Here is a 14,431-nt window from a genome sequence, read left to right as displayed (position 1 = left end):
ATTCCGGCTCCAGAATTCACGAGATTGTTTCCAGATGACGGACTCATTGCGCCAGGCCGCGCTCGACTACCACGCGCTGCCAACCCCGGGCAAGCTATCGGTAGAACTGACCACCCCCGCCCAGACCCAGGAAGACCTGTCCCTGGCCTATAGCCCGGGCGTCGCGGAGCCGGTACGCGAGATCGCCAAGGACCCCGAGGCAGCCTACCTGTACACCGGCAAGGGCAACCTGGTGGCGGTGATCTCCAACGGCAGCGCCATTCTCGGCCTGGGCAACCTGGGCCCGCTGGCCTCCAAACCGGTGATGGAGGGCAAGTCGCTGCTGTTCAAGCGCTTCGCCGGCATCAACTCGGTGGACATCGAAGTGGACAGCCCCAGTCCGGAGCGCTTCATCCAGACGGTGTCCGATATCGCCAACACCTTCGGCGGCATCAACCTGGAGGACATCAAGGCCCCGGAGTGCTTCCATATCGAGGAGGCGCTGATCGAGCGCTGCTCGGTGCCGGTATTCCACGACGACCAGCACGGCACCGCCATCGTCACCGTGGCCGGCATGCTCAACGCGCTGGAAATCCAGGGCAAGAAAATCGAAGACGTGCGCATGGTGTGCCTGGGGGCCGGCGCCGCCGCCACCGCCTGCTGCAAACTCATGCTAGCCGCCGGCGCAAAGAAAGAGCAGATCACCATGCTCGACAGCCGCGGCGTGATTCACTCCGGGCGCACCGATATCAACGCCTACAAGGGCGAGTGGGCCCGCGACACGGAAATGCGTACCCTGGACGACGCCATCGAGGGCGCCGATGTCTTCCTGGGCGTGTCCGGCCCGGACCTGCTGTCCGCCGAGCAGCTGTCCAGGATGGCTCCGCGCCCGGTGGTCTTCGCCTGCTCCAACCCCACTCCGGAAATTTCCCCGGAGCTGGCACACAGCGTGCGCGACGACCTGATTATGGCCACCGGCCGCTCGGACTACCCGAACCAGGTGAACAACGTGCTCTGCTTCCCGTTCATTTTCCGCGGCGCCCTGGACGTGCGCGCGGTGCGCATCAACGAGGAGATGAAGCTGGCCGCCATCGAGGCCATCCGCAAGATCGCCCACCTGCCGGTACCGGACGCGGTGCGCGAGGGCTATGGCGGCGTGGAACTGAGCCTGGGTCCGGACTATATCCTGCCCAAACCCATCGATCCCCGGCTGCTGCCGGAAGTGGCCGCAGCGGTGGCCCGCGCGGCGGTGGACAGCGGCGCGGCGCGTTTGCCCTACCCGGAGCATTATCCGCTCGCGCCTCTTTAGAAGGATCAGGGACTCTGACCCTGCCAACGGGAGTTACGCTGTAGGAGCGGGCTATGCCCGCTCCTACAGGGGGGATTTTCGCTTAACTTAGTCATTCCCATCTGTCCTCAGTCTTCTGTCCTCTGCCTTCTGAATGTACACTGCTTTCTTGTCACAGCATCAAAGTTGTTCCGCCGCATGAGTCACGTCTACGTGCTGACCAACCAGCACCAGCAGTTCCTTAGCAAAAGCAACGAATGGATCGACGGCCGCGAGGCCAGCCGCCTGTTCCGCAGCGAACACAAGGATGTCGCCATCAACCAGATGTTCGAAGCCAACACCCGCGATGTCAGCCTGCGCATCGAACTGCTGCAGTGCGAGCTGAACAGCAAGGGCCAGCCGCAGGTGCCCGCGGAGGCCCTGGGGGACCCGAGGGAAATCCCGACGGAGACGCCGCCGGAAGTGCCGCCGGAAGAGGCCCCCGAAGTGGAGCCTGAGGAGCCGCCGGAGATCACTCCCGAGGAACCGCCGGAAGTCCCCCCCGAGGAACCGCCGGAAATCTCCCCCGAGGAACCGCCCGAGGTAGAGCCGGGCGAGGGCGAGTCGCGGTCCGCGGCGCTTGAAGCGGGCTGAAGTCGCCCCCATATCGCTCCAAATTCGCGGCAGCTCTCTCAACCCGGCACGGGTTGAAGCGGCACAGGGATGTGCCGCCGCTGGGCGCAGGCCAGCGCGAGCCCTTGAAATACCAGCAACTCCGCGCAGGTGCGCGGGGCGGCCATCGCAGTATTTTAGGGGCGACAATCCAATAGATAAGGACGATCTATTGGATTGCCGGGTTAACCAAGGAGATCCGAGTGCCCCATCGTCACCTGGCCGCACTGGCCCAGCCGCAATCGCTGCAACTGCTGAAGGGCATTCGCCGCGGTATCGAAAAAGAAAGCCTGCGGGTCACCCCGGACGGCGACCTGGCGCAGACGCCCCACCCGGCATCGCTGGGCTCGGCGCTGACCCACGACTGCATCACCACCGATTTTTCCGAAGCGCTGCTGGAATTCATCACTCCGCCGGTGGCCACGCCGGAAGAGGCGCTGCAGATCCTCGACCGGATTCACCGCTACACCTACAGCCAGATCGGCGACGAACGCCTGTGGGTCAATTCCATGCCCGCGCGCATCGGCGCCGATCCGGACATTCCGGTGGCGCGCTACGGCGACTCCCACAGCGGCACCATGAAAACCATCTACCGCCTGGGACTGGGGCTGCGCTACGGCCGCACCATGCAGACCATCGCCGGCATCCACTACAACTTCTCGCTGCCGGGCGATTTCTGGAGCTGGCTGCACGAGCGCGAGGGCAGTGACGAGCCCCTGGGCGATTTCAAGACCCGCCGCTACTTCGACCTGATCCGCAACTTCCGCCGCAACTACTGGCTGCTGATCTACCTGTTCGGCGCCGCGCCGGCAGTGTGCGGCAGCTTTGTGGAGGGCCGCGAGCACGGCCTGGAGCCCTTCGACAGCGAGGGGCGCAGCCTCTACGCGCCCTACGCCACCTCGCTGCGCATGGGCGACCTGGGCTACAACAGCGAGGCGCAGCAATCGCTGATCGTCTGTTACAACGATCTGTGCACCTACCTCTCCACCCTGTGCGCGGCAATCAGCAGGCCCTACGCCCCTTACCACGAACTCGGGGTCAAGGACGCGGGCGGGCACTACCAGCAACTCTCCACCGGCCTGCTGCAGATCGAGAACGAATTCTATTCCCCCATCCGGCCCAAAAACCCGGCGAAGATGGGCGAGACGGCGCTGTCCGCCCTGGCCAACCGCGGAGTGGAATACATTGAGGTGCGCTGCCTCGACCTGAATCCCTTCTCACCCCTGGGTATAGACGCGCAGCAGATGCGCTTTCTCGACTGCTTCCTGTTGCACTGCCTGCTGGGGGACAGCCCCAAGACCGACAATGCCGACTACCGCGCGGTGCAGGAAAACCAGAACCGCATCGTCTACCGCGGCCGCGACCCGGAACTCAAGCTGATCCATAATGGCGGCGAGCAGAAGCTCAGCGTCTGGGCCGAACGCCTATTGAACGAAATGGCGCCCCTGGCGGACCTGTTCGACAGCGCCTGGGGCGACGACGACTACCGCCGCAGCCTGGAAACCCAGCGCGCCAAGGTAGCCGGCGAAACCGCCACACCGGCCGCGCACATGCTGGCGGAAATGAAAACCCACGGGCAGAGCTTTTTCCAGTGGGCCGCCGACAAGGCGGAGCAGCACCGCCAATACTTCATCGAGCGCCCGCTGGACGAAGCCTCGCAGAACCATTTCACACAGCTGGCGGGAGAGTCGCTGCAAAAACAACGGCAGGTGGAAGCGGGGGACAGGGGAACTTTCGAAGACTTTCTCGGCCAGTACTATGCACAGTACATTTTCTGCCAGCGCTGAATCCGCGACACCGCGATGAACTACCTCGCCCACCTGCTGCTCTCCGGCCCCGAGCCGGACTGGCGCCTGGGCGGGCTGCTGGGGGATTTCGTCAAGGGCCCGTTAAAGGGTGAACTGCCGGCGGACATAGAAGCGGGCATCCGCCTGCACAGGCGCATCGACGCACTCACCGACAGCCACCCCGCCTACCGGAAATCCCAGGCGCAATTGGACCCGAGCTGGCGGCGTTACGCCGGCATCATTCTGGATATCTGGTTCGACCACCTGCTCAGCCGGCAGTGGAACGAGTGGCACCACCAGCCGCTGGAGGATTTCTGCCGCGACTGCTGGCGGCACTTTCACAGCCGCGACAGGTATATCCCCCCGCGCGCGCAGGCATTTATGGAGCGCGCCGAACGCTTTAAACTTCTGCAGAGTTACGGCGACGAACAGGTGGTCGCCCAGAGCCTCGCTCGGGTAAGCCAGCGACTCAGCCGCCCGGTGCCGCTGCAGGATGCTCTGCCGGAGTTGTTGGCCCGGCGCCCCGTGCTGGAACGGAATTTCACCGAACTATTCGGCTATTTGAATCGGGAGGCCGCCGGGTTCCGGCAGTCCTACTCAAAACATCATTCGGAACAGAATAAATCATGAAGCTGCCCAATCCGCGCACCACCTTCCTGCTGGCTTTTCTCGCCGTGGTATTCCTGCTCGGTGCCGCCTTTTACCTGGAATATATCCGCGGGCTCGAACCCTGCCCGCTGTGTATCACCCAGCGGGTGATGCTGCTGGGCGCGGGTCTGGTATCACTGGCCGCCTTTCTGCACAATCCGGCCACCATCGGCCGGCGCATTTACGGCCTGCTGGTCTCCCTCTGGGCCCTGGGCGGACTCTATTTTTCCGGCCGCCAGCTGTGGCTGCAGAGCCTGCCGGAAGACCAGGTGCCCGCCTGCGGGCCGGGGATCAGCTATATGCTCGAATCTTTTCCGGTATCCGATGTGCTCAAGACCCTGCTCACCGGCGACGGCAACTGCGCCGAAGTGCAGTGGACGCTGCTGGGCATCTCAATACCCGGCTGGGCCGCGCTGGGCTTTATCGGGCTGATCGTCTTCGGCGCCTGGCAGGCCTTCCGCAAATCCTGAAGACCCGGGACAAAGATCGCCGTCCACCGGCTCGTCGGTGAGGCGATACCGGCCAGTTGCACACTGCCCGGCCCCTGACAGTTCCGGCGCGGATCAATCGCCGATTGCAGACTCGACCAGCGCCGCCATATCCCCATCCCCATGGCCGGCCCGTTCCCTCAGTCCACCCGCTACGCCCTCACGGGTTGCCCGGCGCTGGTTCTGGCTGACTTTCCACTTTCCCTCCAGCGTATCGATGCTGAGCTCCATTCCCACGATGGCGGCGGAGAGTTTTTCAATGAAGTCCTCCGGCGCGTCCGCCACCGACCACGGGGATGGAGCCCCCGCCTCCTGCTGCCCGGTCAGCCCCTCCAGTTGCTCCCTCAACCAGTGGGGATCATCCACGACCCGCAGACTGCCGCGGGCGTGCACCGCCACATAATTCCAGGTGGGAACCACTTTGCCGTGCTCGATTTTCTCCGGATACCAGGAGGGGGAGATATAGCTGTCGGGACCACAGAATATCGCCAGCGCCTGCAGCGGCTCCTCCGCTTATTCCTTCCTTTCAGTTTTTCAGTTGGTATCTATCTGGCGCAGAATGTACTCAGTTCCTTGCCGGCGGCGGGGGAATCTCCTATCTTGCAGAAAGCCGTTAGGAGTCACAAAGGGAAACCCGGAGATGCTGGAGAATTGCAAATCGGCGCGAGAGCGCTGGGGAGGCGTAAGCGAGATCATCGATCGCTGGTTGCACTCGCGCCAGGAGCTGCTGGTGCGCTTCTGCGCACTCTCCCAAAAGAAGGAAATTGCCGAGAGCGATGCCGAAGCCGAGGAGAATGTGCGTCAGCTCTGCCAGCAACTGGTGGACTACGTCTCCGCCGGCCACTTCGAGGTGTACGAACAACTGATCCACGAGGGAAAGGCGTTCGGCGACAAGCAGGGCCTGGAGACAGCGCGCCAGCTTTACAGGGAAATCGACGACACCACCGATGTCGCCGTGGACTTCAACGACAAGTACCAGGAGACCGATGACCTGACCGCGCTGCAGCGCGACCTGTCCCAACTGGGCGAGGCGCTGGAAACCCGCTTCAGTTCCGAGGATCAGATGATCGCGCTGCTGCACACGGCGCACAAGAACCAGTTGGCCTGAACCGTACTAGTGCTCACTTAAGCAATAGTCTGATGCGAAGATCCTGCCGGGGCGAATCCAAGATTCGCCTCTATATTTTCAATCGGCACAAAAAAAAGGGGCTCCGGAGAGCCCCTTTTTTTTGTCATTGACGAACAGCCTTACTCTTCCTGGGCGCCTTCATCCCCAGCTCCCTCTCCCTGAGTGCCTTCCGGCTGCTGCTCTCCCTCGGAGGACTCCTCACCGCCATCGGCCTGCACATTGGCCTTGTGCAGCTCCACCTCAAAAATCAGCGTGGCGTTGGGGCCGATCAGACCGCCGGCGCCGCCGGGGCCGTAGGCGAGATCTGACGGAATATACAGCTCCCACTTGGCGCCTTCCTTCATCATCTGCAGAGCCTCGGTCCAGCCCTTGATCACACCGTTCACCGGAAACTGTACCGGCTCGCCGCGGGCGTAGGAGCTATCGAACTCGGTGCCGTCAATCAGGGTGCCTTTGTAGTCCACTTCCACAGTGCTGTCGGCGCTCGGAGAGTCGCCAGTGCCTTCTCTGATCACCTTGTACTGCAGGCCGGAGTCGGTGGTGACCACCCCCTCCTTCTTGGCATTCTCCTCGAGGAACGCCTTGCCTTCCGTCAGGTTCTGCTCCGCCTTCGCTTTGAACTCTTTCTCCTGATCGGCCAGCATCTGCTTCTGCTTGGCCTGCATCTCCTCCTGGAAGACCGCGATGACCTGCTGCTTGTCCTCATCGGATATACGCGACTCGCGATCGTTGGCCACATCGTCCAGGGCCATCAGTACAACCTGCGGGTCCAGTTCCACGTCCTGGGACTTCAGGCGCTTGGCCATATCTTCGGCGATGATGTAGCTGACCTTTTGCTCCTGGGTCTCCAGGGCAACCTCCTCGCTCGCCTGCTCGGATTTCTGTTTGTCACAGCCGACCAGCGCGAGGCCCAGGGCAACTGCTGCAGCCAGAGGATATTTGTTCATGGGAATTGTCTCTTTATCCGTGATGTATTTGTTTAATCGTGTGGCCCAGTTGGCCAACGCAAAGAAGCGACTCAAGATCATCGCAGAAGCGCTCGGCCGGTAGCGGCCGGTCCCCGCCAAGTCTAACCCAAGGCGGCTGGAGGTGCACACCGGCACGCTGGTCCATACTGTGGATCTACTTCACACTAATCGACAGAGACAGCGGATTTGTACATACCCGGCTGTCCCGCAGGGAATGAAGTGCAGGGATGCACTTCACCAACAACAGCGCTATTATCGGCTCTCCACCGGTTGTTCCGGCACGCTTTGGGTGAATTGGCACTGCCGGTGCAGCGGACCGGCCAGCGAGGCTGGCAAGGGTGTGGGTCTGTGATAGCGGCTCGACCGTATAAAACGCCGGGTGTGTGCACCACCCGGGTGTACCGAATAGATCGAAAACCTCAGGATATCAACTCATGGCTGCCAAACAAAAAACTCTGGACAAGGTCGCGGAGCTGGAAGCTCAAATCGCCAAGCTCACCACTCAACTGGACAAGGCCCGGGTCAAGCAGGTCGCCGATGCCGGCAAAGCGGTACAAAAAGCCGACAAGGCAATGACCGCCGCCCAGAGCAAATTGTCCAAGGCCAAGACCAAGCTCGCCAGCGCCCGCACCGCGGCAAAGAAAAACAAGACCGCCGCCGTGCAAAAGCGGCTGGACGCCGCCAAGGTCACCGTCGCCAAACTGACAGAGACACTGCAGCAGGCCAAGGACGATGCCGCCGAAGCCAAGCAGACCGAGGCGTCGGCCAAGCTGGAGAAAAAGCTCGCGGACAGCCTCGACAAGGTAGCGGCCAAAGCCGAAAAAGCCGCCGCCGGCAAAACCAGGAAAGCCAAGAAGAAGAAAACGACTGCGAAAAAATCCGCGACAAAGACCGCGGCAAAGAAAACCACTGCGAAAAAGGCCTCGGCCAAAAAAGCGGCACCCAAGAAAAGCGCTGCAAAGAAAACTGCCGCAAAGAAAGCCGAAACGAAGAAAACGGAGACGAAGAAAACGGCGGTGAAAAAGGCCACCCGCAAAAAAGCTCCGGCCAAGAAGGCCTCCACTGCCAAGGCGCCGGCCGAGAAGGCCGCCGGCAAGTCAGCGGCTTCCAAGCCGGCGGCCAAAAAAGCCCCCGCGGGAAAACCTGCCGAGCCGAAGAGCCAGAAGCCTGAGGTTAAAAAGACCCCTTCCGGAGAGGCGGCGCAACCCGCCGAGCCCAAGCCCGGGAAAGCCGCTGCCGAGCCCAAGCCGACTCCCCCGGCGGAAAAAAAGCCGGAGAGCATTCCATCCAGCAGTGCACCGACCCAGGGCAAAACACCGGAGCCCCGTCCCGCCGGCAGCTCCGAGCCGGCCGGAGAGCAAAAACCCTCTCCCGAACCCAAGCCGACCATCACTCCGGCGACACCGCCCAACAGCCTGTTCGCCAGCGAGAAGTCCGGCGACGAGTAATTCCCGCTAACGGGAACCGGATTTAAAGGCTTCGATCAGGCCCGCCCAGCGGGCCTGATCTTTTTGCAGCAGCCCGTATTGCTGTCCCGCCAGTTCCAGGGCCGGTCGGTCCTCCGGCCAGCTCTCCTCCTGCAATTTCCACAACGCCGCCAGCTGGCGCTGTTCCAGTTTTTGCTCATAACCTTTGCAGTAGTCGTAGAGCCACTGGGCGCGCGGCCGCATGTTTCCGAGCCAGCGGCGCAGGTGGCGCACGCTGGAAATCATCCGCCGCCGCGGCGCCAGGCCGCTGTCCGCCACGCGCCAGCTCTCCTCGCTGAGCCGCCGGCCCCCGGCTTCCGCGTAGCTGGCCCAGAGCAACAGGCACACGTCTGCCCCCCTCTCGTCCTGGCACTCCAGCAGGAATTCCTCGACCTGGGGGTGGCGATAGAAGTCCAGGCAGAACTGCCACAGGGGGTTTTCCAGCGGTGACGATGGAGGTGCGGATTTTGTCACGGTAGAATCCCGACCATTTATTACGTCGATAGCCTAGCACTCCAGGCTCCAGACAACAGAGGTTTTAGTTGATCAATCTGCAAGGCGTTTCCCTGCAAATGGGCGGCCGCGAACTGCTGCAAAATGCGGACTGCCGTATCTTTCCCGGCCACAAGGTTGGCGTCATCGGGGCCAACGGCTGTGGCAAATCCAGCCTGTTCAAACTGCTGCTGCGCCAACTGGACAGCGACAGCGGCCGGGTGGAGGTGCCCACCGGCTGGCGCATCGCGCATATGGCTCAGGAAGTGGCCGCCGGCCAGCAGAGCGCCCTGGACTATGTGCTCGACGGCGACGACGAACTGCGCCGGCTGCAACGGAAGCTGCAACAGGCTGAGAACGGCGATATCGGCGGCCGCGAACTCGGCGAACTGCACGAGCGCATGGCGGCGATCGACGGCTACAGCGGCCCGGCCCGCGCGGCGCAGCTGCTCGACGGCCTCGGTTTCGCGCACACCGACCAGCAGCGCCCGGCCAGCAGCTTCTCCGGCGGCTGGCGCATCCGCCTGAATCTGGCCCGGGCGCTCATGTGCCCGGCGGATCTGATGCTGCTCGATGAACCCACCAACCACCTGGACCTGGACGCCACCCTGTGGCTGGAACAGTGGCTGCAGCGTTTTCCCGGTACTCTTCTGGTCATCTCCCACGACCGGGATTTTCTCGACGCGGTGGTGGACGGCATCGTCAGCTTCGAACAGCGTCAGCTACGCCTGTACAGCGGCAACTACAGCGCGTTCGAGCGCGCGCGCGCCGAGCGCCTGGCACAGCAGCAGGCACAGTACGAGAAGCAGCAGGTGGAGCGGGCGCATATGGAGGATTTCGTGCGCCGCTTCCGCGCCAAGGCGAGCAAGGCGAAACAGGCCCAGAGCCGTCTCAAGGCGCTGGACCGCATGGTGCAGATAGCGCCGGCGCATAGCGACTCACCTTTTCACTTCACTCTCCCCGCCGCCAACAAAACGTCCGACCCGCTGATCGATTTGCGCGAGGCGGATATCGGCTATGGGGGCAGGGCCGTACTGCGCGGAGTGCAGCTGGGCATCCAGCCCGGGCGCCGCCTCGGCCTGCTGGGGCCAAATGGCGCGGGCAAATCCTCGCTGATTAAAACCCTGGCGGGGGAGCTGCCGTTGATCGGTGGCGAACGCCTGTGCGGTGAACACCTGGCGATCGGCTACTTCGCCCAGCACCAGTTGGAGGCGCTGGACGGCGCCGCCTCACCCGTGTTGCACCTGCAGCGACTATCCCCGGAGGCCAGCGAGCAGTCCCTGAGGGATTTTCTCGGCGGCTACGGTTTTGCCGGCGACCGCGCCTTCGAAACGGTGGCGGATTTCTCCGGCGGCGAAAAAGCGCGGCTGGCACTGGCGATCCTCGCCTGGCAGAAACCCAACCTGCTGTTGCTGGACGAGCCCACCAACCACCTGGACTTGGAGATGCGCCACGCGCTCACCCTGGCGCTGGCGGAATTTCCCGGCGCGGTGGTGCTGGTGTCCCACGACCGCCACCTGCTCGCCAACACCACCGACGAGTTCCTGCTGGTAGCGGGCGGCCGCGCGGAACCCTACGCCGGCGACCTGGAGGATTACAAGCAGTGGCTGCTGGCCTTCAGACGCGGTGAAAAGGCGGAAGAGAAATTCCCCGGCGGCGAAAAACCAGCGGATGACAAAAAGGCCCAGCGCCGTGCCGCCGCCGCACTGCGGGAGCAGCTGAAACCGCTCACCGACAAATTGAAGCGCGTCGAACGGCAGATGTCGCAGGCGGAGAAGAAACTGGCCGAACTGGAAAGCCAACTGGCGGACGAGAGCCTGTACAGCGGCGGCCAGCAGGAAGAGATAGCCCGCGTGAACCGCGAGCAGTCACAACAGCGCGAGGCGCTGGACGAGTTGGAAATGCAGTGGCTGGAAATTTCCGAGCAGTTGGAAGCGGCCCGCGAAAGCTGAGCGAGACCGTTTTACTCGGTCCACAATTGCGGGCAGCCATCCTCGTACACAGGGGTACCCAGCGGTGTGGTGGGGCATATGTCCAGGTAGTTGGGCACGCCGTCGCGATCGGAATCCACCGGACAGCCGTCCAGGCCCACATCCACACCGAAGGGCGTCTGCGGGCAGTAATCCACATCGTCCAGGATGCCGTCCGCGTCGCGGTCGCGCATTATCACCAAGTCGTCGATCCACTGGTAACCGATGCTCAAACTGATGTGGCCGTCCAGACCGCCCTCTTCGATGCCCTGGAAGGCGCGCGCATCCGCCCGCGCCTGCCAGCGCGGCCCCAACTGGTATTTGACCCCCAGCCCCAGGTTCACCATGGTCTGGCGGTCGTAGTCCTTATCCAGGAACGGGTCCAGCAGATATTCCTCCCAGACCAGTAGATCGTCTTCGTCGAAATCCACGCGAAACTCCCCCACCCCGAAGGCCACGTAGGGCTGCCAGCAGAGATTGCCGCAGAAGCGCCCGGCAAACTGGTAGAGAAGATCCATGTGGTAGTTGCTGCCATCCAGCTTTTCGTCGATACCCTCCACACTCACGGTGAAGACGTGGTAGACCCCTTCCAGCGCCCAGCGGTCAGTGACGTTGTAGCCGAAGCCGAAACCGCCACCCCAGGTGTCCTCCGGCTCCAGTCCCTGAAAGGGGGTGCCGTCCAACCGGTCGCTGTCGAACCAGTAGTAGCCGCCGTTGAGGTAGAGGTTCAGCGTGCCCTCCAGGTCGGCGTGCGCCGGCGCGACGGAAATCGCCAGCGACACCAGAACCGCATGGAGAATAAGCGGGCAAGAGCGGCGTTTTATCATTTATCGCTCCGGAAGTTCCTTTTACCGGTATTAAACAGTGTCTGGGCAAACCTATAGCATTTGCGCTGCAGGTTTTACCCTGACCTGTTTGAAGATAGCAGACATTGCGCGGCGCAATGGCGCGCCAATAGACCTGATCGGCCGAAGCTATCCATAGCAAAGAGGAAATCATCGGGGCGCAGCGGGAATGGGAGCGGGGCGGCGAACGTTTCGGAACCATCGCGGAGCGACGACCCGCCGCGGAGATTCCCTGGGCGAACAGCTGGCGGAGCCACAGCCGTTCGCGGGGCAGAGTTCTCACAAACGCTGGTACAGCAGATCCCAGACCCCGTGGCCGAGGCGCTGGCCGCGGCGCTCGAATTTGGTCTCCGGGCGGAATTCCGGGCGCTCGGAATAACGGTTTTTGCCCGCGGTGTTTTCCAGCAGCGACTCCGCCTCCAACACTTCGAGCATATGCTCTGCGTAGTTTTCCCAGTCGGTGGCCATATGCAATAGACCGCCGGCTTTCAGTTTCGCGCAGATCAGACGCACGAATTCCGACTGCACGATACGGCGCTTGTGGTGTTTCTTCTTGTGCCAGGGGTCCGGGAAATAGAGTTGGAAACGATCCAGCGAGCCGTCGGCGATACAGTCGTTCAGCACGTCCACCGCATCCGCCATATACACCCGCAGGTTTTTCAGGCCCAGTTTGCCGGCATTGTTGATCAGCCGGCCGACACCGGGCGGGTGCACTTCGATGCCGATAAAATCCTTGTCCGGTTCCGCCTCGGCCATAGCCAGCAGCGAATCGCCCATGCCAAAACCGATCTCCAGCACCAGCGGCGCCTCGCGGCCGAAAACTGCGCGCGGTTCCAGCGGGCCGTCGAACAGGGACAGGCCGTATTCTCCCCAGTAATTATCAAAAGCGCGGCGCTGACCCTCGGTCATGCGTCCGGCGCGGATCACATAGCTGCGGATGGATTTCTTTTTGTATTCGGTGCGGTAGGTAAATTCCTCCGCGGATTCTTCTTGCATTATTCGCGACCTCTGATGCGAACTCGATTCACTGTATTGTAGGAGCGTCCGTTGGCCGCGATCGGACTGCAATTCCGGCAGAGACTGATCGCGGCGAACGACCGCTCCTACAGAGGGAAATTATTTGGGGAGATTCAGCGCGGCGACAAACAGCGCCGTCCAGCCGCCGATCATCGCCAGCCCGCCCAGCGGGGTGACCGGGCCCAGCCAGCGCGGACCGCCGAAGGCCAGGGCGTAGAGGCTGCCGGAGAACAGCAGCACGCCCAGCGCGAACAGCCCACCGCTCACCAACAGCGATGTCTTCTCGCCCCAGTGCCGGATCAGCAGCGCGATGCCGAACAGTGCCAGCGCGTGCAGCATCTGGTAGAGCACACCGGTCTTGTAGGCCTCCAGCAGGTTCTCTGCGATTTTGCCGCGCAGGCCGTGGGCGCCGAAGGCACCGAGTACGACGCCGGTGCCGCCTAAAAAGGCGGCGAGGAGCAGGTAGAGTTTGGCCATGATTTCCCTTTTTGATCGAGCCCTTGTAGGAGCGGCCCATGGCCGCGATCGGAATAAACGGCAAGGTACAGCAGGCGGAGCTGGAGCTCCGCGGTCCCGGGTATAAAAAAACCGCGCGGCTGCGCGGTTTTTTCGCCGGTAATCGATATGCCCTGTCAGGCCTCCATCGCCACCCGCACTTTCTTCATCGCATTCTTTTCCAGCTGGCGGATGCGCTCGGCGGAGACGCCGTACTTGTCCGCCAGTTCGTGCAGGGTGGACTTCTCGTCGCTCAGCCAGCGCGCCTGGATAATATCGCGGCTGCGCTCGTCCAGCTGCTCCAGCGCGGCGGACAGGCTGTTGAGGTTGGTCTCCTGCCAGTTGTCCCGCTCCAGCTGGGCCGCCGGGTCGTAGCGGCGGTCCTCCAGGTAGTGGGCGGGGGCCTGCCAAGCGGTGTCTTCGTCCTCATCCACGCCGGCATCGAAGGCGGCGTCGTGAGCGGACAGACGGCCCTCCATCTCGTGTACCTGGGCCACGTCCACGTTCAGGTCCTGGGCCACCGCCCTGGCCTCGTCGTTGGTGAGCCAGGCCAGTTTCTTCTTCTGCCCGCGCAGGTTAAAGAACAGCTTGCGCTGGGCCTTGGTGGTGGCGATCTTCACGATGCGCCAGTTGCGCAGGATAAACTCGTGAATCTCCGCCTTGATCCAATGCACCGCGAAGGACACCAGGCGCACGCCCTTTTCCGGGTTGAAGCGCTTGACCGCCTTCATCAGGCCGACGTTGCCCTCCTGGATCAGGTCCGCCTGGTTGAGGCCGTAGCCGGAATAGGACTTGGCGATATGGACCACGAAGCGCAGGTGCGACAGCACCAGCTGGCGCGCGGCGTTGAGGTCTTCGCGGTAGTAGAGGTCTTCCGCCAGGCGCTTCTCCTCCTCGGCGGTCAGCACCTCGAAGCTGCTGACCGTCTGGATATAGGCGCCCAGGTTGGCGCCCGGAGACAGCATATGGACTGGCTGTAAGCTGGTTCCCATTCAGGTCTCTCCTTCTGAAAACTCGATTGCCGGAGCAGCGGTTGACTCTCCGGCTGCCGGCGCTTGCGCGCGGCAAATTGGCTTCAGTGTAGCACCTGCGCGGCCGCCTTAGGAAGCCCGCGCAGGCCCGGTGCAATGTGTTGATATCCGGGGCCTTAGAGGGGTTATCCACAACCGGGGTTCCGCTCCCGCGCAGCCTTTACTTTTCTTAATCCC

General features: G+C 62.7%; 15 protein-coding genes. 8 read left to right on the top strand and 7 right to left on the bottom strand.

The window, feature by feature from the left end; translation table 11 throughout:
* The first annotated feature begins 34 nt into the window (after positions 1–34).
* The 5 genes from FHS09_RS12240 (at position 35) to FHS09_RS12220 (ending at position 4,823) form a co-directional block, all read left to right on the top strand.
* On the top strand, positions 35–1,288 hold the full coding sequence (locus FHS09_RS12240; RefSeq protein WP_183460284.1) for a malic enzyme-like NAD(P)-binding protein: 1,254 nt from the start codon (positions 35–37) through the stop codon (positions 1,286–1,288).
* Between the two features lie 177 nt (positions 1,289–1,465).
* Positions 1,466–1,900, top strand: coding sequence for a hypothetical protein (locus FHS09_RS12235; RefSeq protein WP_183460282.1), 435 nt, complete (start codon positions 1,466–1,468; stop codon positions 1,898–1,900).
* 221 nt (positions 1,901–2,121) lie between these two features.
* Positions 2,122–3,705: a glutamate--cysteine ligase gene (gene gshA / locus FHS09_RS12230; RefSeq protein ID WP_183460280.1), complete on the top strand. Its 1,584-nt coding sequence runs from the start codon at positions 2,122–2,124 to the stop codon at positions 3,703–3,705.
* 15 nt (positions 3,706–3,720) lie between these two features.
* A complete protein-coding gene (locus FHS09_RS12225) occupies positions 3,721–4,335 on the top strand; it encodes an acyl carrier protein phosphodiesterase (RefSeq protein WP_183460278.1) in 615 nt (204 codons plus the stop codon).
* On the top strand, positions 4,332–4,823 hold the full coding sequence (locus FHS09_RS12220) for a disulfide bond formation protein B (RefSeq protein ID WP_183460276.1): 492 nt from the start codon (positions 4,332–4,334) through the stop codon (positions 4,821–4,823). The genes FHS09_RS12225 and FHS09_RS12220 overlap by 4 nt, the downstream gene beginning before the upstream one ends.
* A gap of 93 nt (positions 4,824–4,916) precedes the next feature.
* Here the strand turns inward: FHS09_RS12220 and FHS09_RS12215 are convergent, their stop codons facing one another.
* Positions 4,917–5,327, bottom strand: coding sequence for an FMN-binding negative transcriptional regulator (locus tag FHS09_RS12215; RefSeq protein WP_343057477.1), 411 nt, complete (start codon positions 5,325–5,327; stop codon positions 4,917–4,919).
* Positions 5,328–5,481: 154 nt separating this feature from the next.
* On the opposite strand from FHS09_RS12215, the gene rsd reads away from it, so the two are divergent.
* Positions 5,482–5,949: a sigma D regulator gene (rsd, locus tag FHS09_RS12210; RefSeq protein WP_183460274.1), complete on the top strand. Its 468-nt coding sequence runs from the start codon at positions 5,482–5,484 to the stop codon at positions 5,947–5,949.
* A 140-nt stretch (positions 5,950–6,089) separates the two neighbouring features.
* On the opposite strand, the gene bamJ is transcribed toward rsd, so the two are convergent.
* A complete protein-coding gene (gene bamJ, locus FHS09_RS12205; RefSeq protein ID WP_183460272.1) occupies positions 6,090–6,917 on the bottom strand; it encodes a BamJ family beta-barrel-assembly machinery protein in 828 nt (275 codons plus the stop codon).
* A gap of 455 nt (positions 6,918–7,372) precedes the next feature.
* On the opposite strand from bamJ, the gene FHS09_RS12200 reads away from it, so the two are divergent.
* Entirely contained in the window at positions 7,373–8,386 is a 1,014-nt protein-coding gene (locus FHS09_RS12200) for a hypothetical protein (protein ID WP_183460271.1), read from the top strand.
* 6 nt (positions 8,387–8,392) lie between these two features.
* On the opposite strand, the gene FHS09_RS12195 is transcribed toward FHS09_RS12200, so the two are convergent.
* Positions 8,393–8,878 (bottom strand): TIGR02444 family protein, encoded by a 486-nt coding sequence (locus FHS09_RS12195; RefSeq protein WP_183460270.1) that lies wholly within the window; start codon positions 8,876–8,878, stop codon positions 8,393–8,395.
* 68 nt (positions 8,879–8,946) lie between these two features.
* On the opposite strand from FHS09_RS12195, the gene FHS09_RS12190 reads away from it, so the two are divergent.
* Positions 8,947–10,848: an ABC-F family ATP-binding cassette domain-containing protein gene (locus tag FHS09_RS12190; RefSeq protein ID WP_183460269.1), complete on the top strand. Its 1,902-nt coding sequence runs from the start codon at positions 8,947–8,949 to the stop codon at positions 10,846–10,848.
* An 11-nt stretch (positions 10,849–10,859) separates the two neighbouring features.
* Here FHS09_RS12190 and FHS09_RS12185 read toward each other — a convergent pair whose 3' ends face one another.
* The 4 genes from FHS09_RS12185 to rpoH all read right to left on the bottom strand — a co-directional run bounded on the left by FHS09_RS12185 (position 10,860) and on the right by rpoH (position 14,215).
* Positions 10,860–11,693 (bottom strand): outer membrane beta-barrel protein, encoded by an 834-nt coding sequence (locus FHS09_RS12185; RefSeq protein WP_183460268.1) that lies wholly within the window; start codon positions 11,691–11,693, stop codon positions 10,860–10,862.
* Between the two features lie 297 nt (positions 11,694–11,990).
* The gene (trmB, locus tag FHS09_RS12180) at positions 11,991–12,707 is read right to left on the bottom strand and encodes a tRNA (guanosine(46)-N7)-methyltransferase TrmB (protein ID WP_183460267.1); all 717 of its coding nucleotides are present in this window, start codon (positions 12,705–12,707) and stop codon (positions 11,991–11,993) included.
* Between the two features lie 120 nt (positions 12,708–12,827).
* A complete protein-coding gene (locus FHS09_RS12175; RefSeq protein WP_183460266.1) occupies positions 12,828–13,205 on the bottom strand; it encodes a DUF423 domain-containing protein in 378 nt (125 codons plus the stop codon).
* A 155-nt stretch (positions 13,206–13,360) separates the two neighbouring features.
* Positions 13,361–14,215 (bottom strand): RNA polymerase sigma factor RpoH, encoded by an 855-nt coding sequence (gene rpoH, locus FHS09_RS12170; RefSeq protein ID WP_183460264.1) that lies wholly within the window; start codon positions 14,213–14,215, stop codon positions 13,361–13,363.
* Positions 14,216–14,431 lie beyond the last annotated feature (216 nt).

Origin of the sequence: Microbulbifer rhizosphaerae, from assembly GCF_014191725.1 — a bacterium.
In the GTDB taxonomy this organism is placed as follows: domain Bacteria; phylum Pseudomonadota; class Gammaproteobacteria; order Pseudomonadales; family Cellvibrionaceae; genus Microbulbifer; species Microbulbifer rhizosphaerae.
Note: the sequence above shows the minus strand (reverse complement) of the source record. Positions and strands in the feature narration are given on the sequence as shown.

Coding starts and splice junctions, on each gene's coding strand:
- FHS09_RS12240 (WP_183460284.1), top strand. CDS start 35: ATGACGGACTCATTGCGCCAGGCCGCGCTCGACTACCACGCGCTGCCA.
- FHS09_RS12235 (WP_183460282.1), top strand. CDS start 1,466: ATGAGTCACGTCTACGTGCTGACCAACCAGCACCAGCAGTTCCTTAGC.
- FHS09_RS12225 (WP_183460278.1), top strand. CDS start 3,721: ATGAACTACCTCGCCCACCTGCTGCTCTCCGGCCCCGAGCCGGACTGG.
- FHS09_RS12220 (WP_183460276.1), top strand. CDS start 4,332: ATGAAGCTGCCCAATCCGCGCACCACCTTCCTGCTGGCTTTTCTCGCC.
- rsd (WP_183460274.1), top strand. CDS start 5,482: ATGCTGGAGAATTGCAAATCGGCGCGAGAGCGCTGGGGAGGCGTAAGC.
- bamJ (WP_183460272.1), bottom strand. CDS start 6,917: ATGAACAAATATCCTCTGGCTGCAGCAGTTGCCCTGGGCCTCGCGCTG.
- FHS09_RS12200 (WP_183460271.1), top strand. CDS start 7,373: ATGGCTGCCAAACAAAAAACTCTGGACAAGGTCGCGGAGCTGGAAGCT.
- FHS09_RS12185 (WP_183460268.1), bottom strand. CDS start 11,693: ATGATAAAACGCCGCTCTTGCCCGCTTATTCTCCATGCGGTTCTGGTG.
- trmB (WP_183460267.1), bottom strand. CDS start 12,707: ATGCAAGAAGAATCCGCGGAGGAATTTACCTACCGCACCGAATACAAA.
- FHS09_RS12175 (WP_183460266.1), bottom strand. CDS start 13,205: ATGGCCAAACTCTACCTGCTCCTCGCCGCCTTTTTAGGCGGCACCGGC.
- rpoH (WP_183460264.1), bottom strand. CDS start 14,215: ATGGGAACCAGCTTACAGCCAGTCCATATGCTGTCTCCGGGCGCCAAC.